Source organism: Acinetobacter chinensis (assembly GCF_002165375.2).
Taxonomy (GTDB): Bacteria; Pseudomonadota; Gammaproteobacteria; order Pseudomonadales; family Moraxellaceae; genus Acinetobacter; species Acinetobacter chinensis.
Genome location: NZ_CP032134.1, coordinates 2176271 through 2199224 on the forward strand (window position 1 = coordinate 2176271; position 22954 = coordinate 2199224).

Sequence of the window (22954 nt, forward strand, 5' to 3'; positions counted from 1 at the left end):
TTTAAGTATTACTGACAATATTTCAATCTGGTTGACACAGTTGCGATATTTTCAGTGAGCCAGCCAAAAGGAATATGAATGAGTCAGGTCAATCCCGCTATTGAATTAAATGGACGTCATCTACAACAATGTTCCATTTTTTCATCACAAAACTTAGTGTTCCAGCACCAGGATCTGGGTGAAACCTGCAAAAGTGTGGGGCAAATCTTTAAGCCACACCTGTTAAAAATTGTGCAGCAACGCAACGATTTTTACTCGTCCATGCATCATCTCACAGCTGGTCGTTTATCCATCAGTCGTCTTGAATACGGCGCTGATGTTTATATTGAACCTGATCATCTGGATAATTTTTATCTGATTCAAATTCCAACACAGGGTTATGCTGAAATTGAAATTAATCAGCAAAAATTTATTTCTTATACACAAGTTGCATCGCTCATTTCCCCAGATCAGTCGTTTAAAATGCGCTGGCATGCGAATTCTCCGCAACTCATTCTCAAAATAGATAAAGAAGACTTGCTCCAGCATTGTCGTCAGCATCTTCCTGATGTCCCTCATCACTTACCGTTATTTGAGCCAAAACTTGATTTTTCGACGCAAGGTGGTGGTTACTTTTTACAGCTTATGCGTACCCTGACCGATGCTTTAGCTTGCGAACGACATCCATTACATCATCCAATGGCTTTTAAACAGTTTGAATCCAGTCTGTTCAATGCACTGATTTATGGTCAGCAAAATACGTTATTACAACGTATTGAACAAACCAAAGAACAGGCTATTTCACCTTATTTCATCAAACGTACCGAAGCATTTATGCGCGAAAATCTGCATGCGTCACTCACCATTGAACAATTGGCCGAACATGCTGGCGTCAGTGTACGCACCCTGTTCGCAGGATTTAAAAGTTTTTTAAATACTACGCCAATGTCATATTTAAGAGAGCTACGTTTTGAACAGGCGCATATTGAATTGTTGCGTAACGAGCATATTTCAGTTACGGATGTCGCATTCAAATGGGGCTTTACACATCTGGGACGTTTTTCTCAGGAATACAAACGCCGCTATGGTGAATTACCATCCAGTACTCGCCGTACCTCTATAGAACATCAGGATATCAGCTTAAAAGCATATTCATAATCAGGCTAAAATATTTCAAGACATAAAACTAAGTCATATGTGCGGGATTCTTTTTGATTAGAAGAGTGGTCTTATCTCAAGCATATTCTCTATAGCCCCCCATTTTTAACTATATTGCCCAGATTTTTCTTATATCCGTTACTGAAACGTGATCAGGATACTATGTTTATTTCTATCAAAAGCTTGTTCAATTTTAAGACAATAATAAAAAACCTATTCAGAAAACTCTAAATAGGCCAAAGAAAGTCATTATTAAAATGGTTTGAGGCAATTAATCAGAAATGATGGATATAACGTACCTGTAAACGTGTGCCTTCAGGTCGATTTTTAGCATCCTGTTCAAAATAAGCATTGGCAACTACATGGTCATTTTTTGAAAAACTGTACATGCCACCAGGTCCAATCGCCCAGATTTGCTCACGCGCATCTTTAACTTTTTCACCATTGACTTCATTATCAGTCACTTGCTTGAGCCAGTAGCCATTTATGCCTAAGCGCAGTTGAGGCGTCACTGCATAATCAGTTGCAAAGTTGGCATGAATCGCCTGCCCTGCCTGAATATCATCCGCAGTGCCATAGGTATAGTTAGGGTCATCATTTTTAAAGTTATATAAATAATGAATGCGGGTCGATGCTGTCCATTTCGGATTAAACCAGTAAGTGGCTGCCCAGTATGGATCCAGTGACACGGCGTTGTTACCAGGGTTGATATTTTTGTCGCGATCATAACGACCAGTTGGCAAGTTGACCTGGAATTCAACGCGCTGCACAAATTTTGGACCATCAGCTCCCATAACTGGATCAAACTGGATAAATGGACCAATCATCAGATCACCAAAGCCACTCTGTGCTTTGATCGCCGCATTATTTAAGCCATCATCCATATCCATTTTACTTACAAATGGAACCAGAAAATTCAGTCCCAGTGCCGCATGCTCACCCACACGGACATTGGACATATAACTGATTTGCTGAACCAATACCTGATAGTTCAAATCAGTTTTAGGTAAAGGGAGTTTATCCCCTTCATTGTCCATAAATTTATTTGAATCATAATTTTGAAAATAAGTTTGTGAATACCAGCCTGGTCCAGCTGGTAATCCTCCATCCATAAAACTGGTCATGCCCAGATTGACGGTTGGCAGATCGTAAGCATGTGCTGCAATGGAAGTCAGGACTACTGTTCCAGCCAGAAAACCTCTTTTTATGACATTATTTTTCATCTTGTATCCTCAAGAAAATCACGACCATAACTCATCGTGATGTCTCTCGTTAAAGGTATTGTGAATGATTAAAGACTAAGCTCTGGATGTTCAGCCGCGATACGATATTTACCCGCATGAAAAACCAGTGGCTCACCGGTACGTTGCTGATAATGTTCAATCTCACCAATAAAAATCAGATGATCACCACCTTCATACTGGTTGATGTTTTTACAAATCAGGGTCGCAAGTACATCTTCAAGTAAAGGCAGACCACGCTCGCATTCACGATGTGCAATACTGGCGAATTTATCCTCTGAACCACGTGCGAAATGTCCAGAAAGTGAATGATGCTCCTGAGCCAGCATGTGAATCGCGAAATATTCAGCCTCTGTAAAATCTGGCAAACTTGGTGCAGTTTTCGACAAACTCCACAGAATCAGCGGCGGTTCAAGCGACAATGATGAAAATGAATTGGCTGTCATTCCAATTTTCCGTCCATCACGACCACGTGTAGTGATCACAGTCACACCTGTTGCAAACTGCCCAAGTAAATTACGGATTTCTCTTGGATTTTCTATATCAATCGGTTTTAAACCGAGCTCATGCGATGTATTGATATTCATGACATTCACCCTTTACTTTCCTTGTGTTTAAGCCACTTTCTGACAGCTTTTAGATTCGATAAAACGCTGAGTCTGCTCTGGTTCAAACCACCACGGAGAGAAGTTGCGTGGATCATCAAAGTTATTGGCAATCGTTGAGGCAATTGCATGGTTTTGACTTGCTGCAGCTAATACTTCAATCATCTGCGGCTGCGGTGGAACCAGTAAACTGTTAGTCCAAGCCACAACTTTTTCAGCATAAGACCAGTAACGTTCAAAGGTTTGCTGCATCCACTCAGGGGTAAATGCCTGAGAGTCCTGCGCTAAAATGGCATCAAAGTAAATTTTGCTGCATTTGGCAGCATTGTTTGAACCTTGACCCGTGATCGGATCATTCACGACCAGTGCATCTGCCATACCAAACACCTGACGACCTGATGGTAAAGTCAACACAGGCTTGCGTACACTTGGTGGGAAGCGTCCTGCCTGATATCCCCCTGCATCAGTCAGCTCGATATTTTCACAACGTGCAGCTTCCCAGGGCAGATATTTGTTGAGAATGTCTTTACTCACCTGCAGATGCTGTTCAGGTGTTTTTGCATCTTGCCAGCAGTCCATTGGACCGCCTGGGATACCTTCAAATACCATAATTTCACAAGGGCCTGTCACTGTTAGCGCAGGGAAACAAAAGTATTCCCCCACCCCTGGAATCACATTAAAGGCAACCCGCGAATACGGCGACATCGGTTTCATGCCTGTGACATAAGTCAAAGCAAGCGCACGCTGCGGTTTATCGAATGTGCTGCGTTCATCATCGCGCACAAACTGTTTCACCACTTCACCCTTACCTGCTGCCAACAGCACCAGTTCATATTCGGCAGTCAGTTGTTCCAGTTCATCAATCCCGACATCCTGAATGATCAGTTTGCCACCACGACGTTCAAACTCTTCAATCCAGTAAGGCATTTTTACCCGCTGATCGACCGATTGAGCATAGCGCTCCAGTCGTGCGCTCCACGAAAATGCAGGCTCTCCAGTTTCAGGACTGACCAGTGTAAAGCCAATCCCTTCCACTGCAGGACATTGCTCTTCCCAAAAATTGAGTCCAACATCACGCTCAGTCTGCAAGGCAGTATGAAACATACACTGGCTTGACATGACCTTACCCTGACGGATTTCATCTGCGGTACGGTTAGTCAGAATTGTGACATCATAACCGGTGTCCAGCAGGCTCAAACCGAGCTGTAATCCAGACTGACCTGCTCCAACAATTGCTATACGACGCATCATGCGTTCTCCCATATTTTTTAAATTCTTTAAGGTTTAAATATTGATTTGCTATCACGCTTCATCTGCTAAGCGTGGAATAGCAGGTTGATTCCCTTCTGGTCCCATGACGGAGTAACCTCCATCTACGGCATAATCAGCACCTGTCACAAAACTTGCGGCTGGCGAGAGTAAAAACAGAACAACATTTGCAACTTCTTCTGGATTGCCCAAACGACCCAACAAGTGATAATCAGCTGCCACGGCATCTGCTTTGGCTCGATTGTTGCCACTGACTTCTGCAATGACACGTGACCATGTCCAGCCTGGTGATACGGAATTAACGCGAATACCATCAGGTGCAAAATCCATTGCCATTGATTGAGTAAGCTGACGCATCGCCGCTTTTGAAACGGGATACAACCACCGTCCCGTTTGAGCAGCTTTGGCAGAGATTGATGTGAAATTCACAATCGCACCCTGATTAGTTTTTAAATCTTCATAAAAAGCACGGGTCAGTTCGACAGCTGATACCAGATTGACATCCAGTGCCTGCAACCAGTCTCCGCGTGAGGATTTAAAGCCATCATCTAAATAGGTACAGGCCAGATTGACCAGGTAATCGACTTTTCCAAATGTTTCATGAATGGTCTTCACAGCACTGGCAATGGCGGCATCATTACGTAAATCGGTTTGAATAAATTGTGCCTGTCCTTTCATGGCATCAGCGACCTGCTGCCCCTGCTCAGCAATATCGAGAATGACGACTTTCGCACCTGCATTCACCAAAGCCTGTACCACTGCCTGACCAATCAGGGTTGCACCACCACTCACTACAGCAATTTTTTGATTTAATTCAATATTCATATTCTGCTCCTGAAGACCCGTTTAAATCGGCTTAGCTTCGCTGCTCGACCAGGACGGCATTAAAGTGTTGGATGGCATATCTTCATCCAACAGTTTTTTGGCAGTTTCAACACCTGCAACAGGCAAACCTTCAGGATTCAATAATCCGATCTGCACCAGAACAGAAGCCTGATCCCAATAGATATGTTCATGACACAACTTTGGACCACGGAACTGAATCACACCCAGCATCGGAATTTCGACATATTTTCCAGTTGGAGCAACCCCTGGCAGCAACCAGTCAATCTCGCTGTCATGGGTAAAACTCATAATGAACTCATCCACCACCTGTGTTGAACCGACGGTACGTGAGATCGAAGTAATCTTCATATCCTGAGGATTCTGATGGACAAAATGATACTGATAGAAACGTGCGAGCTGGCTATATCCCACGCCACCCGTGAGCGTTGGAATATGATTGACATAAGGCTGAGCAACCATCGTCGCCATTGTGGCAGGCACATCACGCGTATCAAATTCATGACGGATGTGCTCTTCCCAAAGCGCAACCAGGTCATAAACAGGTCCAATGGTTTGATGCAGTGCAGTAACACTTCGCTCATGAGCAAAACGTGCAGATGGCTTGTGATAATGTTCACTGTTTGGACGGGCAAAGGCATGATCCACACCTTCATAAACATAAGCATTGACGTTCTTATATTGTGCAGCAGCATCCAGAATCTGTTGCCGTACTTCTGGCGGGGTAAATTTATCCAATTCGGCTATATGTAAAACCATTCGGCCTTTAACGTTCGCAAGCTCATGCAATGCCTTTTCGATTCCCACACCGTAATAACCGACTGCACAAGCAACTTCGGGAAGACGGCAACCGGACAGATAAGCCACTTTTCCCCCCAGACAATACCCAACAACCCCTAAACCAGCGTCAGCATCACAACCTGCAAGTGTTTTTAAATGATTCAAGCTATCCTGAATATCTTCCACCCCCAGGTCTTCATCGTAATTTTGATAAAGCTCAAACGCTTTTTGAAAATCCTGTTCGGTATAACCCAGTTCAATACGTGGTGCAGTCCGCCAGAATAGATCTGGCACGATGACTGTATATCCCTCTTCTGCCAGGAAATCTGCTTTGGCACGCATTGCAGCGTTAATACCAAAAATCTCCTGACACAGTACGACTCCTGGACCTTTTCCACCTTCGGCAATTGCTAAATACGCAGCAAATGACTTCCCTGTTTGTGTTTTTACGTCAATATATTGACCTGCCATTTCACTGACTCCAGACCTAACTCTTGCAGTTATCATGTCTGTGAAAGGAGAGTAGCGTCTGTCCAGAATCTGCGAAAATTATCCAGCTTCTGCGAAATGTTGCGTCAAAATGCAAAAAACTTCCCTGAATCAATCTTTTTGTTCTGATCTCGTCAAAGTTAAATCATGCGGAAAATATGGATGAAGATATGGACTTAAGAGATAGTGATTCAGGAAAAAATCTTCAATCAAAGTATGTTAGATGAGCTTCAGGCTTTGCTGTACAAAGATTTTAAAAATTAAGAATTTCTTATATCTACTCAAATTTAAGTAACAACCTGAATATATGGCTGACCTGATTCAGTGAGTTTATTTAAGACGGCTATACGTGCATGAATCTCATTGACCTGGCGATCAAAGTTTCCAGCTCTCAGCTTATCTCCCAATCATTCAATAGATCGTATTTCAGGACACAAGATCAAATGGCTGTACAGACTGACAAAGCAACGTTCCTGTTGCTGTTTATTTCTTCATTCATCTCAGCAATCCTTTTTGTGAATCCGCTTTGATTTGTTAAGATGACATACCTGAGAGTCTGATGAGAACGCTCACACACCGTGGCTTCAATTCTGACACAGAAAAAAGTACACCCGAATGTATACTTTTATCCTGAATTGAGTCAGATTTATCCAGATGTGGTTAAAACTGGTCAGACAGCCAAACCTTCAAAACATATTTATTATTTAAAGACTTAGCATACATGAATAGCACAGAAACAATGGCTGATCTTTCCTCCCATACCCCTATGATGCAGCAATACCTCAAAGTGAAAATGCAGCATCCGCACTCCTTAATGTTTTATCGCATGGGTGACTTCTATGAACTGTTCTTTGAAGATGCACATAAGGCTGCAAAACTGCTTGGCATTACTCTGACACACAGAGGAAAAGCAAATGGCGAGCCTATTCCTATGGCTGGTGTTCCTTTTCATGCTGCTGAAGGTTATCTAGCAAGACTGGTCAAAAAAGGCGAAACCGTTGTTATCTGTGAACAGCTGGGTGAGGTCACAGGAAAAGGACCTGTTGAACGGGGCGTTGTCAGAATTATTACACCTGGCACACTGACAGATGATGCTTTACTCACATCACATCAGTCCTCCAATCTGGTTGCACTATGTTTCCATCAGAATCAGGTTGGTATAGCACTGCTGGATCTGAGTGCAGGTATTTTTAAAGTCCAGCAGCTGGAATCAAAACCAGAACAGCTTGTGATTGAACTATCCCGCCTGATGCCAAGCGAAATTGTCATTGATGAAAATATCGTTGATCCCAATATTATTTCAGATATTCAGAAACAGCTGGACTGCCCTGTATCCAAACGTCCAAATGTCGATTTCAACCTGAATAATGCTCAAAAAACACTGTGCGATCAGTTGGGTGTATCAACCTTGTCTGGCTTTGGCATTGATCATTTTCCTTTAGCAAAAGCAGCTGCTGCCGCTTTGATCCATTATGCCCGTGAAACACAGCGAACGGCTTTGCCACATATCCGCTCCATTCAGCTGGAACAGAGCAGTGACTTTATCGCTCTGGACCCTGTGACCCGACGCAATCTGGAACTGACTGAACCACTGTTTGAACATGGCACATCACTGTTTGAACTGATTAACGACTGTCAGACGGCGATGGGTGGTCGTCTGCTCAGCAGAACACTGATGCAGCCGTTACGTGATACCAAAATACTGGATACACGACTGGATGCCACGACTGCCCTGATTAAAGGATTTCATGAGTCTCCTCTACGTGATGTTCTCAAGGAAATAGGCGATATTGAACGTGTCCTAAGCCGTGTTGCTTTAGGCAGCGCCCGTCCACGGGATCTGGTGCAACTGCGTCAGGCATGTGCCCAGCTACCCGTACTGAGACAGGCTCTTCAGCCTGTTCTGAGTACTTCACAGACAGAGCTGCTGTATCAGCTGAATGAAGAACTGGGGGACTTCCATGGCTTACATCAGCATCTGCTTTCTGCAATTGTGGAAAACCCACCGGTGTTACTACGTGATGGCAATGTAATTGCAGAAGGTTTTGACAGTGAACTGGATGAATTACGCAAAATACGTGATCATGCAGGTCAGTTCCTGATTGATCTTGAAATTCAGGAACGTGAAAATACCGGTATCAATACACTCAAAATCGGTTATAACCGAGTCAGTGGTTACTATATAGAGCTGACACGCGCTCAGGCAGAACAGGCTCCAGACCACTATATCCGCAGACAGACCCTGAAAAATGCTGAACGCTACATCACACCAGAACTGAAATCTTTTGAAGACAAAGTCCTGTCCAGTGAATCACGGGCACTGGCTCGCGAAAAAATTCTGTTTGAACTGCTGCTGAATGAACTGCGCGAAGATATTGGTAATCTGCAGATGATGAGCAGTGCCATTGCTCAGCTGGATATGATTTCCAATTTTGCACATCAGGCAAGACTGCGTAACTGGTGCAGACCTGAATTCAGTCCTGAAACCGGAGTTAAAATTACTGCCGGCAGACATCCTGTTGTTGAAGCTCTGAGCAAAACCACATTTACACCAAACGATACTACGCTGGATTATAACCATCGAATGGTGATTATTACCGGTCCAAATATGGGCGGTAAATCGACTTTCATGCGTCAGACGGCACTGATTACCCTGCTTGCATACTGTGGCAGTCATGTTCCTGCTCAGTCAGTACGACTGGGTCCGATTGACCGGATTTTTACCCGTATCGGTTCTGCTGATGACCTGTCCACAGGAAAATCCACTTTTATGGTGGAAATGACGGAAACCTCCCAGATCCTGCACCATGCCACCAGTCAGTCACTGGTACTGATGGATGAAGTTGGACGTGGTACCAGTACCTATGATGGTCTGTCTCTGGCATGGGCATGTGTGCTCGACCTGAGCCGGCGCATCAAATGTTTATGTCTGTTTGCTACACATTATTTTGAACTGACTGAACTGGGCAAAGAATCCGGCATTGATAACTATCATGTCACTGCCAAAGAACTGAACGGCAATCTGATTCTGTTGCACAAAGTCCAGCAGGGTCCAGCCAGTCAGAGTCATGGTTTACAGGTTGCCAAGCTGGCAGGCATTCCTGCTTCTGTGATTAAAGAAGCACAGAACCGACTGAAAATCCTGGAAAAACAGCAGCATCAGCATTTGAATCATGCAGTTCAGAATGATCTATTTTCTGAACCTCATGAACCTGAAATTGTGGAACGTATCATTGAAACTGAAAAAGCATCCCCTGCGCTCGATGCGCTGGAACTTCTGAATATCGATGATCTTTCACCACGGCAAGCCCTTGAGCAGCTGTATACATTAAAGGAACTGCTGAAATCCTGAAAATAAAAAAGACCCTGTTATCTGCAGGGTCTTTTTTTTATTTATAAATACTGAAAGGAAGCTCATGTAACTGCTTTTCTTTAAAAATGTTTTGTATATGCATTTTTTATATAAATAAAAAGATTCTTTGCTTTTTCAGACAACTTTCATGAAAAATCGGGCTATAGTGGATAAAAATTGTGCGGATTGCTCTGCTCAACCATAAATAAAACTGATTCAGCAGGAACTCGTATATTAATTATCAATAAAAGGAATTGTTAGTTCTGTGTGTTTTCCCTAAAATACGTCATTATCAATTAGAACCATATTTTTAGGTAGCTGTCGCCATGACCTTTGTTGTCACTGAAAATTGTATTAAATGTAAATATCAGGACTGTGTGGAAGTTTGTCCAGTTGACTGTTTCTACGAAGGTCCTAACTTCCTGGTGATCAACCCGGATGAATGTATTGACTGCGCGCTTTGTGAGCCTGAATGCCCTGCCAATGCCATTTTCTCTGAAGATGAACTGCCTGAAGGTCAGGAAGTGTTTATTGAACTGAATGCTGACCTGTCTCAAAAATGGCCGAACATCACACAGATTGGTGACCAGCCTGCTGACCGTGAAGAATGGAACGGTAAAACAGACAAACTCCAGTATCTGGAAAAATAATTAAAAAAAGATCAGCACCTGCTGATCTTTTTTTATACCTAAAACACACATTTGATTGCAATATTTCCAGATTTTCTACAAAGATTTCGATTAGAATAGCGGGAATATTGATAAATACCTGATTTGCATAATGAAGCATTTTTTGAAGGCTATGCTGACTCTCAGCATCGTTCCTGCCATTATGATTGGTTGTACAACCTCTCCTCAAAAAGGCAAAACGATTTCGACGCCGAATGGAAAGCGCATATTTATTCCTCAGGAACAGGTGATCTACAACCGCCCTGTTCCTCCAAAAATAATTCCATATTCCTATAATGCCTGGGTTCAGGTCAGTGATAACTTACGTCAGATCCGTGAGTATGAAAACTTCCTTGAACGCAATGGTGTGGGCAACATCGTTCCTGCATTTGAATTATTACGTACTGCCCGCGACTGGCAGAAGTGTGGCCGTTCTCAGTATATGATCCCAAGCCGTGAACTATGGGCTAACCAGGTTCCAACACTGCGAGTGTTCAAATACCTGGTGGCAGCAAAAGTACTGACCGATTTTGAAGTGACTTCAGTTTATCGTGATCTACCTTTAAATCAGTGTGCAGGTGGTGCAGGTTCTTCACGCCATCTGTTCAACTCTGCAATTGATTTCAGAATTGGTCCGCAGTTTCCACAACCTGAAGATTATGCATTTATTGAAAATACCAAATTCCGTCTGTGTCAGTTCTGGGCTCAGCATGGTCAAAGCCTGAATATGGGACTTGGATTATATGCTTCGGGACAGATTCATATTGATACACAGGGTTACCGCACCTGGGGTCCTGATCTGAGCCGGAATTCATCCATGTGTAATTACTGATATCGTTTAATTTTAAAAGAGACCTTTGGGTCTCTTTTTTGTGCAGTGCAATTTCATCAAAACTGACAGTAAAAATTGCACTCTGAACGGAAAGGTATAAAATGCTCAGCATCGCAACAAAGGTAAATGAATCATGCAACAAATGTGGACAGATATTGATCAATACATCGAGTCACATTTAATTCCAGAAGACCCTGTTCTACTGCAGACCCTGAAAAATACGGATGACAGAGGTTATCCAGATCACCTTGCTGTTGCAGCGAACCAGGGCATGCTTTTACAGATGCTGATTCAGATGAATAACTGCAAACGTGTACTGGAACTCGGCACTTTTGCTGCATACAGCACAATGTGGCTTGCCAGAGCACTTCCTGATGATGGCTACATTCTGACCATAGAAGGACGTGACACACATGCTGCACTGGGTCAGGAAAATATTGATAATGCTAAGCTGAAACAACAGGTTGAACTCAAAGTTGGTCGCGCTGCTGATATCATGCGTGCTCTGCCTGAAGACACTGAGGCTTTTGACTTTATTTTCATTGATGCAGATAAACAGAGCTATCCTGAATATCTTGAACTGAGTCTGAAACTGTCACATTCAGGTACAGTGATTTTCCTGGACAATGTTATCCGTGCGGGTGCCATTCTGGAAGAGAGCAATCATAAACCTAGTATTGAAGGAATTCGTGACATGTTCAGCGCCATGCAGAATCATCCAGCAATCCTTTCCTGTACCGCACTGCAGACTGTTGGCAGTAAAGGTCATGACGGTTTTGCTTTAGCTATTGTGAAATAAAAACCTGAGCCGGATAAAAAACGCTCATATCCAGTAATTTTTTTAATTTTATACACTTAGATATACTGTCCATATAGTTATCCACATATTATGAGGATAACTATGAACAGAAGAGCATCAGTATAGATAATTTACTCTAATCAATACTGAACACTATATCTATTTGACCACCAGTAATGGAACCAGGGAATTTCGGAAAATCGTCGTGGTGATACTCCCCAGGAAGAACTGGTGAATTTTACTGTGGCTGAATGCGCCGAGCACTATTAACTGTATACCATGTTCCCGCTGATAATCTAGGATATTTTCCGCAACATCTCCATATCGGTATTCCACCACCACATCCAGTCCTGCATTTTTCAGATACTGAGAAGGTTCATTCAGTATTTCAGGATGATCACCCACATACAGTAAATGGCACTGCAACAGTTTCAGCAGATCACTCTGTGCAATGCGTTTCATCATCTGCACACAGGTCGGTGAATATTCATAGGCAAAAATGAATCGTGTCGGTGGCTTAAAGGTTTCTCCAACCGTCATCACAATACAGTTGGCACCACGGATAAAGTTTTCAACATTACTGCCGAGTGATTTATTTTTTTCAGCCGATTTTTCCCCAACACGACCAATAACAACAATATCATCCTCTTTCAGTACATTGAAACTTTGCTCAAGAAAGTCACCTTTCTCCTGAAGATGTGTTGTATCCAGGTCATATTTTTCTTTGATCAGGGATGAAATGTGATCCAGCAGATTATTACTGTAGCCCAGTGCCAGTTCACTCTGTTTCTGCTCGAGTTCCGCCAGCTCTTTGAGCAGCATGGCATTACTCTCAAAACCAATGACGCCACTGATCTCCCCAAGATGATAGCTGGCCGGATAATAATCCAGCACCTGCAACAGGACGAGCTCCCTATGGGTTTGTGTTGCAATCCAGGCGGCTGCTTCTGCCAGTGCATTAATGCATGGAGAAGAATCAATACATGCAATTACCCGCTTCATTTTCGCCTCTCTTTCGCCACATCAGGCTTTCAGGTCTCTTATGTTTTTAACTTATCACAGTTAAAAAAAGGATTGCACAAATTTATGTAATTAATCACATAAAAAAATTATGGATTAAAGTTATTCCCTGAAACGGATAAATCGGGCTGGATTCCCTGCCACAATATTTTTTGCTTCAACATCATGGGTCACCATACTGTTCATGCCCACCACGGCATAGTCATGTACAGTCACTCCATCTTTAATACCGACATGAGCACCCAGCCAGACATCACAACCGATCTCAATGCCTTTGGAACGGACAGGCTGACGGTATACGGGCTGTTCCGGATCCATCCCATGATCAAAAGCATACAGATGACAATAAGCTGCTATACGTGCCTGATTGCCTATTTTAATTCCTGCCCGTCCACCATCCAGGATGCAGTGATGATTCAGGGCGACTTCACTGCCAATATCCAGCGGTCCATGCAGAGTACAATCGGCTGCAATAAAGGTATTATCCCCGATTGTGATTTTCCGGCCTGGTTCTGCAAAGATATGAGCCAATGGTGAAATAAAGCAGTTTTCACCAATTTCAACAGTTTCCATGGACATCAGATACTGCTGATACTCATTCTGCCATTGCTCAGCCCAGACTCTGTTTTTTTCTTTCAGGCTGTAATACAGCCACGGCATATAGTTCAAGCGGTGCTTATGCTGCTCTCTGTATTTGAGTAATGGATCGCTTTCAGACATTTTCTTCTTCCACTATTTTTAACTGTGCCCGTCCACGACTGATATCCTGAATTTTAACGGCCAGTGCTTCAATCTGATGTAACTGCACCAAAGCCGTTACATTCACGCCATCCGCTGTATATTCTTCACTGAATTCGATCTGCTGACTGTTTAATTCATACTGAAAAATTGACCATTCAGAAAACAGGCACTGAAACCAGATTTTCTTTTTTTCAATCAGTTCAATTTTTTCTGCCAGCAGCAGACATTGCCCTGCACATCCACCATAAGCTCTGACCAGCCCACCTGTACCGAGCTTTATGCCACCATACCAGCGGTTTACCAAAACCAGAACATTGGTCAGCTCATTCCCTTCAATGGTTGCCAGGATTGGACGCCCCGCTGTCCCAGATGGCTCACCATCGTCATTAAAACGGACATTGTGCCCAATTTTCCATGCCCAGCACTGATGCGTGGTTGAAATATCACGATACTGATCCAGAAACTCTCTGACGGCTTCCTCATTTTCTACAGGGACAGCAAAAGCCTGGAAACGGCTTTTTTTAATATCTTCTTCAAAACTGACCAAAGAGGAAATCGTGTATGGCATATAAACTGGTGTCTGACCTGAATAATGGAATTATACCCTGAGGTCTGTATCTCTCACCATCAAAGCATAAAAAAACCTCCTTTGAAGGAGGTTTTTATTTACCGTTAAAAGGATTAACGTTCGCGTAATGCTTCACGTGCTTTGTTGAATGGTTTGATCAGATAATCCAGTACCGTTTTTTCACCTGTTCTGATATCTACTGTTGCCACCATACCTGGCGTGATACTGAAGTGTTTACCTGCTTTATTCACTAGTTTATCTGAATCTGTACGGATATAGACCCGATAATAAAACTGATCCTGCTTCACTTCATCACGGATAGTATCCGGTGAAATAACAGTAACATGGCCTCTCAAGCCACCAAAAATGGAATAATCATAAGCCGTAATTTTCACCAGAGCCTTCTGACCTGGGCGGATAAATGCAATATCACGCGGTGAAATCCGAGCCTCAATCAGTAACTGATCATCCAGCGGTACAATGGTCATCAGCTTGCCATTCTGAGGAACGACACCACCAATCGTCATGACATCAACTTCTTTCACCACACCTCGTACCGGTGATTTAAACACTGTACGGCTTAATGTGTCGGATTTTCCCCGAACAACCTGTTGATTGGTCTCAACATCCGTATTTGCTTTGGAAAGTTCTTCCCGTGATTTCACATAATACTGGTTACGGATATCATTCATCTGATTACGTAATTCATTTGCCTGACGCTTCAGACGCAGAACCTCAACCTCACTGGCAGCACCTTTAGCAACCAGTGGTTCAGTCATTTTCAGTTCCTGCTCAACCAGTGACAAAGCCTGTTGCAGACCCGCTGTAGACTGATCAAGATTTGCACGACGTGAGTTATACAGCGCTGTTTCTTCTTGAACCAGTTTTTTGTCGGCCATAACTTCTGGCGGAAAACTTAAGGCAGTTCCATTAACTTCTGCTCTTAAACGGGCAGATGTTGCTTTGGATGCAATCAGTAAAGACTCCGTTTCACCAACATTGGATTCAAACCGTGTTGGATCAAGTTGTGCAAGCACCTGTCCTTTCTGAACAATTTCGCCTTCTCTGACATTCAGCTTAGTCAGAATACCACCATCAAAAGACTGTACAACCTGCTCTTTTGAAGTAGGTACAACCTTACCTGTCCCTTTGGAAACTTCTTCCAGCTTAAACAGCCATGCCCAGGTCAGCAGAGCCACAAGCCCAATACCAATAATCCAGATAAACATGCTGGATCTGGGTAATGGTGGTTCCAGCTCAGTGACTTTCATTCCACGGCTTATTTCTTTTTTCTGTTTGCTCATGATGAAGCCCCCGAATCTTTTTGTTGCTGTGGCTGGTTCTGATTCAGAATCTGCTCTTTAGGTCCATCCATGACAATTTTACCGTCATTGACCACCAGTATGCGGTCAACCAGCTCCAGTACTGCTCTGCGGTGTGTTGCCACAATAAGTGTCCGGTTTCCAAGCCATGTTTTTAAATGCTGAATCAACTGCTGTTCTGAAACATCATCTATGGCAGCGGTAGGTTCATCCAACAACAGAATATTGGGTTGTCTTAACAGCAGTCTTGAAAGAATCAGTGCCTGACGCTGACCACCTGAAAAACCGATACCACCTTCCAGAATAATATGGTCCAGTCCCTCTTTTTTCTCCTGAACAAAACTCAATGCACCCGTAATGGACAGTACTTTCAGAATTTCTTCATCAGTTGCAAGAGGCGCACCAAGAGTCAGGTTTTCCCTGACCGTTCCATAGAACAGATAGGCATTCTGATTCAGCAGCCCCATATCACGGCGCACATCTGAAGGATCAATCAAAGAAAGATCAACACCATCCAGTTTCACCTTACCCTGGGTTGGGAACTGCATACCAGACAACAACTGCAGAAGAGTCGATTTACCTGCACCATTGCGTCCGAGAATCGCAATTTTTTCACCTGGTTTAATCATCAGCTTACCAATGGCAATACCGTAACGTGAGTCATCTTCTGAATATTTAAATGCGACACTGGTTAACTCATATTCACCGTTCAGCACAGGTTTATGAATCAGGTGTGCCCGATCAGGCTGATCCACGGGTCTTTTCATCAGCTCATCAAGACTCATTTTCGCAACTTTTGCCTGCTGAATACGTCCAAGCACCCCTGCCAGCTGTGAAATCGGTCCAAGCATACGTGATGATAAAATTGAACAGGCTACAAGCGCACCGGTAGACATTTCACCTTTCATTACAGCATAACTACCTACCAGTACCACAACCGCAAATGTCAGACCCTGCAGTTTCTGTGTCCATGCCGTCAGTACACCCACAATTTTACGCTGACGCATTGCGATATCAGCAGAAACTTCATTCATATGATTCCACTGATTCTGAAATTTAGCTTCCGCACGTAAAAGTTTAATGTCTTCAATACCCTGAACAGACTCAACAAGCATGGCATTACGTATCGAGCTTTCACGCATACCTTCATTTGCCAGGCGCGCTAAAGTCTTCTGTACCAGAATACCTGGGATGATCATCAAAGGGACTACAGCGACTACAACCCAGAAGACATGACCACCGATGACCCAGAAAATGGCAAGAAACAGCAGGAAAAATGGCAGATCAGCCAAAGCGGTAATCGTGGTTGAGGTCACCAGTTCACGGACGCCTTCAAGCTCACGGATCTGAGAAATAAATGTCCCCGTAGACTTTGAACGCTCACTGTTTTTAATTCGAAGTGCATGCCCAAAGACCCGATCTGAAATCCTCAGATCTGCACGCTTTCCAATAATATCCGACAGATAAATACGGGCAACCCTGAGAGAAAACTCAAAGATCGCGGCAATCAACACACCTGAGAACAGAACCCATAGGGTTGGAATGGACTGAGCCGGAATAACCCGGTCATAGACGTTCATAGAGAAAACTATCGTCGCCAGTGCCAGTATATTTGCCAGCATGGATGCAAACATAATGTCGATATAACGGCGCCAGTCTTTTAAAACGATGTCCCAAAACCAGCTGGACTCATAAGGCTTGATGTATTCATCTACACGAGCATCAGGTACAGACTTTTCTGGACGGATAATATAAACCGAGCTGACGTTCCGTGAGAGTTCATCCAGCGTCAGAGTCTGGTTCAGCCCCTGATCGCCACTGAACTGCAAACTCACATTACCGTCTATATCCAGTTTATCGACAACAGCAACCTGACCATCCTTAAATTCAGCGACAATGGGCAATCTCCACGGATTGACCTGATCCACACTGAAATCAACTTTACGGGCACTCATCCCCATCTGACGGGTCATCAGGGACATAATGTCATCGGTACTCTGATTAGGATTCCAGTCCAACTGCAAACGGATACGTTCTTCAGATGCTTCTATGCGATAATGTTTCGCAATCGTTAAAACTGCCTGTAACCAGGGTTGATAATTTATTGTATTGTTCATGGCTGTATCTCAAACCCCTGGATCGAAATATTATTAAGGTCATAGACATCTCGTGAACGCCCTGTCACTGCAATATATTTAATAATTGCGGCATACATGTCATAACGGGCATTTTCAATTTCTGATGCTGAACTGTGAATGGTCTGCTCCGCAGTCAGAAGATCCACAGCAGAGCGTGTACCCAGCTTATACTGCTCCTGATACAGCTCTTTGGTCCGGATTGCGGTCTGCTTACGGGCAACAAGAACACTCATCTGCCGCTGTTTATTTTCAATTTCTTCTCTGAGTAAACGAACTTCATCCTGTACATCCAGATAGACTGCATTCACCTCAGCCTTTGCTGCTTCTTCGGCATAACTGGCTGCACGGGTCTGCGAGGAAACTGCTCCACCCTGATAAAAACTGCTGGATGCTTCAAGCATAATTGAGCTATAGAAGCCATCATCTTCGTTGTTGTTTGGATTGACACCGTTAACAGCCTGGCTGAGTGAACCTTTTAAATTCAGGGTCGGATAACTGCTGAGTTTAACCTGTTTTTTCTGGAACTTAGCCACTTCAACTGAAGCCTGGGCCGCGATCATTTTTGGAATACGGTTAAATTCAGGGTCCTGATACAGCGCTGACTGCTGCACAATACGGTCAGGAATATTCCATCCAACATTACTGACATCGTAGCCGAGTAAAGTTTTCAGCTTCTGTTTATACTGATTCAGTAAATTCTGCTGAACAATCAGATTGGACTGTGCCGCTTCAAGATTGGACTGTGCCTGCACAGGATCTGCCTGCGTACTGATACCCGCTTTTGCCCGTAGATTTGCAATTTCCGCAATCCTGGAAATACCTTCAATCTGTTGCTGTGCGATTTGGGTGATCTTTTTATACCGCTCTGTATTTACAATCGCGCTGGCAGTCTGCAGTGCTACGTCATCCAGGCTGACCAGCACCAGTGCCTGTTCAGATGCCAGTTTTGCTTCCTGAACATCCACAGCACTGCGGATTTTTCCAAAGTCATAGACCATCTGAGTAGCCGTAATATTGAAGAGCTGTCTGCCACGCTCACCACGCGTTAAATCAGCCGTACTCACCCCACCTGAAATCTGTGGGTAATATCCTGCTTTTGCAACATCAATATTTGCACCCTGCGCTGCAAGAGTTGAAAGACTGCGTGTAACATCTGGACTGCGCTGCAAAGCTCTCAGAATAGACTCATTAAAACTGAGCTGAGGAGCTCGCTGTACATTTACAGTTCTTGAGTTCTGATCCAGAACCGGGAAATTTCCTGTCAGAACAGGCAGATCATCCACTCGTGAAGTATCGACCTGAAAATTACTGAGTTTCTGAATATTTGCCTGATTGACATTTTTCACAGGCTTAGGCGCAAGTAACTGCGATGCTCCTGTTTTAATGGAATCCACAATACCCTTTGTGGTTTCAGCATGCAGCATCTGTAGAGGTACAATGCAGATAAGGCATTGAATCCCTTTAGTGACACTGAATCTCAGTTCCCGTATTTGATATTTTTTTTGCATGTTTTAACTTGGTATCATGTTATTCTGGTATTTTAACGTTTTTATTCACAAATAATTGTTTTTTTGTGAACTGTACGTCATTTTAATTCTAAAGTATTTTCACGATCATGTATTCATTAATACATGATCGTCAGAGCTTATACAAGATTAAACGGTGAAATCTTCACCTAAATAAACCTGCCGAACTGTTTCATTTTCAAGAATTTCCTGTGGAGCCCCCTCAGCAATCACCGCACCTTCACTGACAATATACGCATGCTCACAGATTGCCAGTGTTTCCCTTACGTTATGATCTGTAATCAGTACGCCAATTCCACGGTCTTTCAGTGTACGGATGATATCTTTAATGTCACCCACTGAAATCGGATCGACACCTGCAAAGGGTTCGTCCAGCAGCATGAATTTAGGATCGGCTGCCAGTGCACGTGCAATTTCAGCACGTCGACGCTCACCACCTGACACACTCATACCCAGAGAATCTTTAATATGGGTAATTTTAAAATCGGCAAGCAGCTCTTCCAGTCTTTGCTGCCTTTGCTGTTTATTCAGATCTTTTCTTGTTTCAAGAATGGACATGATGTTATCAGCAATGGTCAGCTTTCTGAAAATGGAAGCTTCCTGTGGCAGATATCCAATACCTTTTCGAGCACGCTCATGCATCGCCAGATCAGACAGATCAAGATCATCCAGATGTATCTCACCTTTATCCATACGGACCAGACCGACCACCATATAGAAACTGGTTGTTTTTCCTGCACCATTAGGTCCAAGTAAACCTACAATCTGACCGCTCTGCATTTTAAAAGAAACATCTTTAACCACCCAGCGCTTACTGTAGTTTTTCGCAAGATGCCGGATACACAGGGTCTGTACCTGTTTCTGAGTCTGCTCCATCAGTCACGGGCTCCCGGGAAAGATTTTTTACTGGATGGTGGAATAACAATTTTTACACGACCAGCGGACGAACCTGTACTGTTCGGTGTACCCGTTGCTTCAATATCCCCTTTATTCATACTGTAGCGTAAACTGTTCCCTTGAATACTTGCGCCATCCTGTTGCAGTAATGCATTGCCCACCAGTGTAAGAATGCCTGTTTCTGCGTTATACACAATTTTCTGCGCCTGTCCTTTTGCCAGACCTTTTGCCTGGTCAGTTTTCTGCTGAAAACGTGCTGGACTGCCGGTTGCAGTGATGACACTGATTTCTTTGTTGCTGTTCAGATTCGCAACAATGGAGTTTGCCTGAAGCTTCATAGTTCCCTGTTCAATGATGACATTACCTGTATATGTGGTAATCCCTGTTTTTTCATTAAACGTCGCACGGTCAGCAACCAGTGAAACTGGTTCATTACGGTCTGATGGCACTGCAAAAGCCATTGAAGCTGTCAGTGCAGTCAGTCCGGTCAGCATTATCTGTTTAAGGAAAGTTCTGGCAAAACTTTGTTGATTATTTAGGTTCATACTTTCCTCGAATATTAAAAAATTCGTATTGACCATCATTTAAACTGGCTTTCAACCCCTGGCTGACAAATTCTGCCTGTGGTGAATGGACTGTCACCTGACTTTCTGTTTCAAGCTCCCGTGTTTTAGGCAATACGGTCAGCTCATCCGTCAGAAACTCCATTTTTCCCTGCTGCATTAATCTGACAACGACAACCTGATCAGACAGAATCACTTTTTCATTGTCATTAAACCCTTTTGCAGTTCTGGCAAAAAAGGTCGAATCCACGGCTCCATCCTTATACATGGAAGCATTCAGATTTTTCAGACTTGACGTCTTCTGCTGCATGTCCTGCTCAAGTTTATCCACCTGAGCACGCACATGCAGATCTCCATTCTCATCGGTCTGCGTAAGATTTATTTTCTCTGCTGAATACGTCATGTTTCTGGCAGAATCCACGTCAAGCTTCTTACCTTTACCACTGTAATAGTAATATCCACCACTTACAGCAGCAATGGCAATTGCCGTTACATATATAATCTTTGTATCCATAAGCGTGGTGCCAGACTCAAACCTTTGATAGATGAACAATTAATGTGGGATTGCGATGTACTTTTCAAGTAACTCTTCGTAAACACCTTTTGATTTCAGAATCATGTCACATATTTCACGGACAGCACCCCGTCCACCATAAGCCTGAGTCACAAGGTCTGCACGACGGCGAACTTCCACATGACCATTCGGTACGGTCACTTTCATGCCTGCAACTGCAAATGCTGACAGATCAGGCCAGTCATCTCCCATATACAGACAGTCTTCAGGTTTTAAACCCAGCTGAGCACACGCTTCTCTTAATGCTGTACCTTTGTCTTCACGCCCCTGAAAAACCAGATCCACCCCCAGATCAGACATACGTTTTTCAACAATTTTGCTGCTTCGACCCGTAATAATAATGACCTTGACACCTGCCTGCTGAACCAGTTTCATTCCCAGTCCATCACGGATATCAAAAGATTTTATTTCATCACCACTGTTGGTCAGTGTGACAAAACCATCGCTGAGTATGCCGTCCACATCCAGAACGAGAGCTTCAATATGACGTGCCTGTTCAAGTAAAACATAAGAAGCCATGGATCAGTTTACTCCAGCCTGTATCAGATCATGCATGCTGATCACGCCAATCACTTTGTTTGCGTCATCAACCACAATAAATTGGTTAATTTTCTTTTCGTTCATTTTTTCCAGTGCTTCAACTGCCCGAGCTTCCTGGGAAATGGTAGACGGATTTTTCACCATCACTTCCGACACCGGCAGGTTGACATCAAAACCCTGCTGACGGTCAATCAGACGACGTAAATCACCATCGGTAAAAATGCCCTGTAAGGTATCATTTTTATCTACAATTGTGGTCAAACCGAGTCTTTTGTTGGAGATTTCGTACAGAACTTTGTTCATTGGTGTATCTGGCGAAACTTTTGGAAGTTCATCACCTGTATGCATTAAGTGCTTCACATGCAGTAACAGACGTTTACCCAGTGCACCTGCCGGATGTGACATTGCAAAATCATCTGCGGTAAAACCACGGGCTTCAAGTAAAGCAACAGCCAGTGCATCCCCCAGTGCCAGCGTCGCTGTGGTGCTGGAGGTCGGTGCCAGACCCAGTGGGCAGGCTTCCTGAATATTACCCAGAGTTAAAGCAACATCTGCATTCTGTGGCATAGGACCTTTGTCATCACCACTGATAGTAATTAAAGGAACTTCCAGATGCTTGATCAGAGGCATCAGCATCATGATTTCATCGCTTTTGCCTGAGTTGGAAATGGCGATCAGCACATCGCCGCGGACCAGCATTCCCAGATCACCATGACCTGCTTCACCCGGATGCATAAAAAATGACGGTGTTCCTGTAGAAGCAAAAGTTGCTGCCATTTTACGACCGATATGCCCTGACTTCCCCATACCTGTAACAACAAGGCGACCTTTGCATTGCAGGATAATTTCACAGGCTTTGGTAAAACGTTCATCAATCTGATGTGCCAACACTTCCAGGGCATGCTGCTCTATGGAGAGTGTTTCAATGGCAACTTTCTGAAAATCAATCTGATTCGGTATATTTGGAGGATTCAAAGTCGGTTTACCTTAACTTCATGAGAGCGGTGTGCTCTGAAAGCAAAAAATAATTTTCGCAATTTTATCATACCT

Annotated in this window: 21 protein-coding genes and 1 pseudogene; 5 read left to right on the forward strand and 17 right to left on the reverse strand. The window is 43.6% G+C overall.

Annotated features, from left to right (window positions below):
* The first annotated feature begins 78 nt into the window (after positions 1-78).
* Complete coding sequence (locus CDG60_RS11320) at positions 79-1137, forward strand: AraC family transcriptional regulator (RefSeq protein WP_087512561.1); 1059 nt, start codon at positions 79-81, stop codon at positions 1135-1137.
* A gap of 275 nt (positions 1138-1412) precedes the next feature.
* Here CDG60_RS11320 and CDG60_RS11325 read toward each other — a convergent pair whose 3' ends face one another.
* The 6 genes and pseudogenes from CDG60_RS11325 to CDG60_RS18425 all read right to left on the reverse strand — a co-directional run.
* Positions 1413-2360 carry a SphA family protein gene (locus tag CDG60_RS11325; RefSeq protein WP_087512560.1) on the reverse strand — a complete coding sequence of 316 codons (948 nt, stop codon included), beginning with the start codon at positions 2358-2360 and terminating at the stop codon, positions 1413-1415.
* A 68-nt stretch (positions 2361-2428) separates the two neighbouring features.
* The gene (locus tag CDG60_RS11330; protein WP_394373904.1) at positions 2429-2965 is read right to left on the reverse strand and encodes a flavin reductase family protein; all 537 of its coding nucleotides are present in this window, start codon (positions 2963-2965) and stop codon (positions 2429-2431) included.
* Between the two features lie 27 nt (positions 2966-2992).
* Positions 2993-4231, reverse strand: a complete 1239-nt coding sequence (locus tag CDG60_RS11335; RefSeq protein ID WP_087512578.1) for a styrene monooxygenase/indole monooxygenase family protein — start codon at positions 4229-4231, stop codon at positions 2993-2995.
* Between the two features lie 54 nt (positions 4232-4285).
* Positions 4286-5077 (reverse strand): SDR family oxidoreductase, encoded by a 792-nt coding sequence (locus tag CDG60_RS11340; RefSeq protein WP_087512559.1) that lies wholly within the window; start codon positions 5075-5077, stop codon positions 4286-4288.
* A gap of 21 nt (positions 5078-5098) precedes the next feature.
* Positions 5099-6346, reverse strand: a complete 1248-nt coding sequence (locus CDG60_RS11345; RefSeq protein ID WP_087512558.1) for a dienelactone hydrolase family protein — start codon at positions 6344-6346, stop codon at positions 5099-5101.
* A 305-nt stretch (positions 6347-6651) separates the two neighbouring features.
* Positions 6652-6771 (reverse strand): annotated as a pseudogene (locus CDG60_RS18425) (IS5/IS1182 family transposase); the annotation flags it as partial.
* Between the two features lie 314 nt (positions 6772-7085).
* On the opposite strand from CDG60_RS18425, the gene mutS reads away from it, so the two are divergent.
* The 4 genes from mutS to CDG60_RS11365 all read left to right on the forward strand — a co-directional run bounded on the left by mutS (position 7086) and on the right by CDG60_RS11365 (position 12015).
* A complete protein-coding gene (mutS, locus tag CDG60_RS11350; protein WP_087512557.1) occupies positions 7086-9716 on the forward strand; it encodes a DNA mismatch repair protein MutS in 2631 nt (876 codons plus the stop codon).
* A gap of 326 nt (positions 9717-10042) precedes the next feature.
* The gene (fdxA, locus tag CDG60_RS11355) at positions 10043-10366 is read left to right on the forward strand and encodes a ferredoxin FdxA (RefSeq protein ID WP_086197921.1); all 324 of its coding nucleotides are present in this window, start codon (positions 10043-10045) and stop codon (positions 10364-10366) included.
* A gap of 130 nt (positions 10367-10496) precedes the next feature.
* Complete coding sequence (locus CDG60_RS11360) at positions 10497-11216, forward strand: M15 family metallopeptidase domain-containing protein (protein ID WP_087512556.1); 720 nt, start codon at positions 10497-10499, stop codon at positions 11214-11216.
* A gap of 133 nt (positions 11217-11349) precedes the next feature.
* Positions 11350-12015 carry an O-methyltransferase gene (locus tag CDG60_RS11365; RefSeq protein WP_087512555.1) on the forward strand — a complete coding sequence of 222 codons (666 nt, stop codon included), beginning with the start codon at positions 11350-11352 and terminating at the stop codon, positions 12013-12015.
* Positions 12016-12174: 159 nt separating this feature from the next.
* Here the strand turns inward: CDG60_RS11365 and CDG60_RS11370 are convergent, their stop codons facing one another.
* The 11 genes from CDG60_RS11370 to CDG60_RS11420 all read right to left on the reverse strand — a co-directional run bounded on the left by CDG60_RS11370 (position 12175) and on the right by CDG60_RS11420 (position 22864).
* Complete coding sequence (locus tag CDG60_RS11370; RefSeq protein WP_087512554.1) at positions 12175-13017, reverse strand: universal stress protein; 843 nt, start codon at positions 13015-13017, stop codon at positions 12175-12177.
* A 120-nt stretch (positions 13018-13137) separates the two neighbouring features.
* A complete protein-coding gene (locus CDG60_RS11375; protein WP_087512553.1) occupies positions 13138-13755 on the reverse strand; it encodes an acyltransferase in 618 nt (205 codons plus the stop codon).
* Positions 13748-14344 carry an IMPACT family protein gene (locus tag CDG60_RS11380; protein WP_087512552.1) on the reverse strand — a complete coding sequence of 199 codons (597 nt, stop codon included), beginning with the start codon at positions 14342-14344 and terminating at the stop codon, positions 13748-13750. The genes CDG60_RS11375 and CDG60_RS11380 overlap by 8 nt, the downstream gene beginning before the upstream one ends.
* 113 nt (positions 14345-14457) lie before the next feature.
* Positions 14458-15648: an HlyD family type I secretion periplasmic adaptor subunit gene (locus CDG60_RS11385; RefSeq protein WP_087512551.1), complete on the reverse strand. Its 1191-nt coding sequence runs from the start codon at positions 15646-15648 to the stop codon at positions 14458-14460.
* Positions 15645-17783: a type I secretion system permease/ATPase gene (locus CDG60_RS11390; protein ID WP_087512550.1), complete on the reverse strand. Its 2139-nt coding sequence runs from the start codon at positions 17781-17783 to the stop codon at positions 15645-15647. Before CDG60_RS11390 ends, CDG60_RS11385 begins: the two co-directional genes overlap by 4 nt.
* Entirely contained in the window at positions 17780-19312 is a 1533-nt protein-coding gene (locus CDG60_RS11395; protein ID WP_087512549.1) for a TolC family protein, read from the reverse strand. The genes CDG60_RS11390 and CDG60_RS11395 overlap by 4 nt, the downstream gene beginning before the upstream one ends.
* Before the next feature lie 147 nt (positions 19313-19459).
* Positions 19460-20206, reverse strand: coding sequence for an LPS export ABC transporter ATP-binding protein (lptB, locus tag CDG60_RS11400; protein ID WP_087512548.1), 747 nt, complete (start codon positions 20204-20206; stop codon positions 19460-19462).
* Positions 20206-20772, reverse strand: a complete 567-nt coding sequence (gene lptA, locus CDG60_RS11405; protein WP_087512547.1) for a lipopolysaccharide transport periplasmic protein LptA — start codon at positions 20770-20772, stop codon at positions 20206-20208. Before lptA ends, lptB begins: the two co-directional genes overlap by 1 nt.
* On the reverse strand, positions 20759-21304 hold the full coding sequence (lptC, locus tag CDG60_RS11410; protein ID WP_087512546.1) for an LPS export ABC transporter periplasmic protein LptC: 546 nt from the start codon (positions 21302-21304) through the stop codon (positions 20759-20761). The genes lptA and lptC overlap by 14 nt, the downstream gene beginning before the upstream one ends.
* Before the next feature lie 39 nt (positions 21305-21343).
* Positions 21344-21883, reverse strand: coding sequence for a KdsC family phosphatase (locus tag CDG60_RS11415; RefSeq protein WP_087512545.1), 540 nt, complete (start codon positions 21881-21883; stop codon positions 21344-21346).
* Positions 21884-21886: 3 nt separating this feature from the next.
* Positions 21887-22864 (reverse strand): KpsF/GutQ family sugar-phosphate isomerase, encoded by a 978-nt coding sequence (locus CDG60_RS11420; RefSeq protein ID WP_087512576.1) that lies wholly within the window; start codon positions 22862-22864, stop codon positions 21887-21889.
* Positions 22865-22954 lie beyond the last annotated feature (90 nt).

Coding starts and splice junctions, on each gene's coding strand:
- CDG60_RS11415 (WP_087512545.1), bottom strand. CDS start 21,883: ATGGCTTCTTATGTTTTACTTGAACAGGCACGTCATATTGAAGCTCTC.
- CDG60_RS11385 (WP_087512551.1), bottom strand. CDS start 15,648: ATGAGCAAACAGAAAAAAGAAATAAGCCGTGGAATGAAAGTCACTGAG.
- CDG60_RS11370 (WP_087512554.1), bottom strand. CDS start 13,017: ATGAAGCGGGTAATTGCATGTATTGATTCTTCTCCATGCATTAATGCA.
- lptC (WP_087512546.1), bottom strand. CDS start 21,304: ATGGATACAAAGATTATATATGTAACGGCAATTGCCATTGCTGCTGTA.
- CDG60_RS11375 (WP_087512553.1), bottom strand. CDS start 13,755: ATGTCTGAAAGCGATCCATTACTCAAATACAGAGAGCAGCATAAGCAC.
- CDG60_RS11325 (WP_087512560.1), bottom strand. CDS start 2,360: ATGAAAAATAATGTCATAAAAAGAGGTTTTCTGGCTGGAACAGTAGTC.
- CDG60_RS11395 (WP_087512549.1), bottom strand. CDS start 19,312: ATGCAAAAAAAATATCAAATACGGGAACTGAGATTCAGTGTCACTAAA.
- CDG60_RS11380 (WP_087512552.1), bottom strand. CDS start 14,344: ATGCCATACACGATTTCCTCTTTGGTCAGTTTTGAAGAAGATATTAAA.
- lptA (WP_087512547.1), bottom strand. CDS start 20,772: ATGAACCTAAATAATCAACAAAGTTTTGCCAGAACTTTCCTTAAACAG.
- CDG60_RS11340 (WP_087512559.1), bottom strand. CDS start 5,077: ATGAATATTGAATTAAATCAAAAAATTGCTGTAGTGAGTGGTGGTGCA.
- CDG60_RS11335 (WP_087512578.1), bottom strand. CDS start 4,231: ATGCGTCGTATAGCAATTGTTGGAGCAGGTCAGTCTGGATTACAGCTC.
- CDG60_RS11360 (WP_087512556.1), top strand. CDS start 10,497: ATGAAGCATTTTTTGAAGGCTATGCTGACTCTCAGCATCGTTCCTGCC.
- mutS (WP_087512557.1), top strand. CDS start 7,086: ATGAATAGCACAGAAACAATGGCTGATCTTTCCTCCCATACCCCTATG.
- CDG60_RS11345 (WP_087512558.1), bottom strand. CDS start 6,346: ATGGCAGGTCAATATATTGACGTAAAAACACAAACAGGGAAGTCATTT.
- CDG60_RS11390 (WP_087512550.1), bottom strand. CDS start 17,783: ATGAACAATACAATAAATTATCAACCCTGGTTACAGGCAGTTTTAACG.
- lptB (WP_087512548.1), bottom strand. CDS start 20,206: ATGGAGCAGACTCAGAAACAGGTACAGACCCTGTGTATCCGGCATCTT.
- fdxA (WP_086197921.1), top strand. CDS start 10,043: ATGACCTTTGTTGTCACTGAAAATTGTATTAAATGTAAATATCAGGAC.
- CDG60_RS11365 (WP_087512555.1), top strand. CDS start 11,350: ATGCAACAAATGTGGACAGATATTGATCAATACATCGAGTCACATTTA.
- CDG60_RS11330 (WP_394373904.1), bottom strand. CDS start 2,965: ATGAATATCAATACATCGCATGAGCTCGGTTTAAAACCGATTGATATA.
- CDG60_RS11320 (WP_087512561.1), top strand. CDS start 79: ATGAGTCAGGTCAATCCCGCTATTGAATTAAATGGACGTCATCTACAA.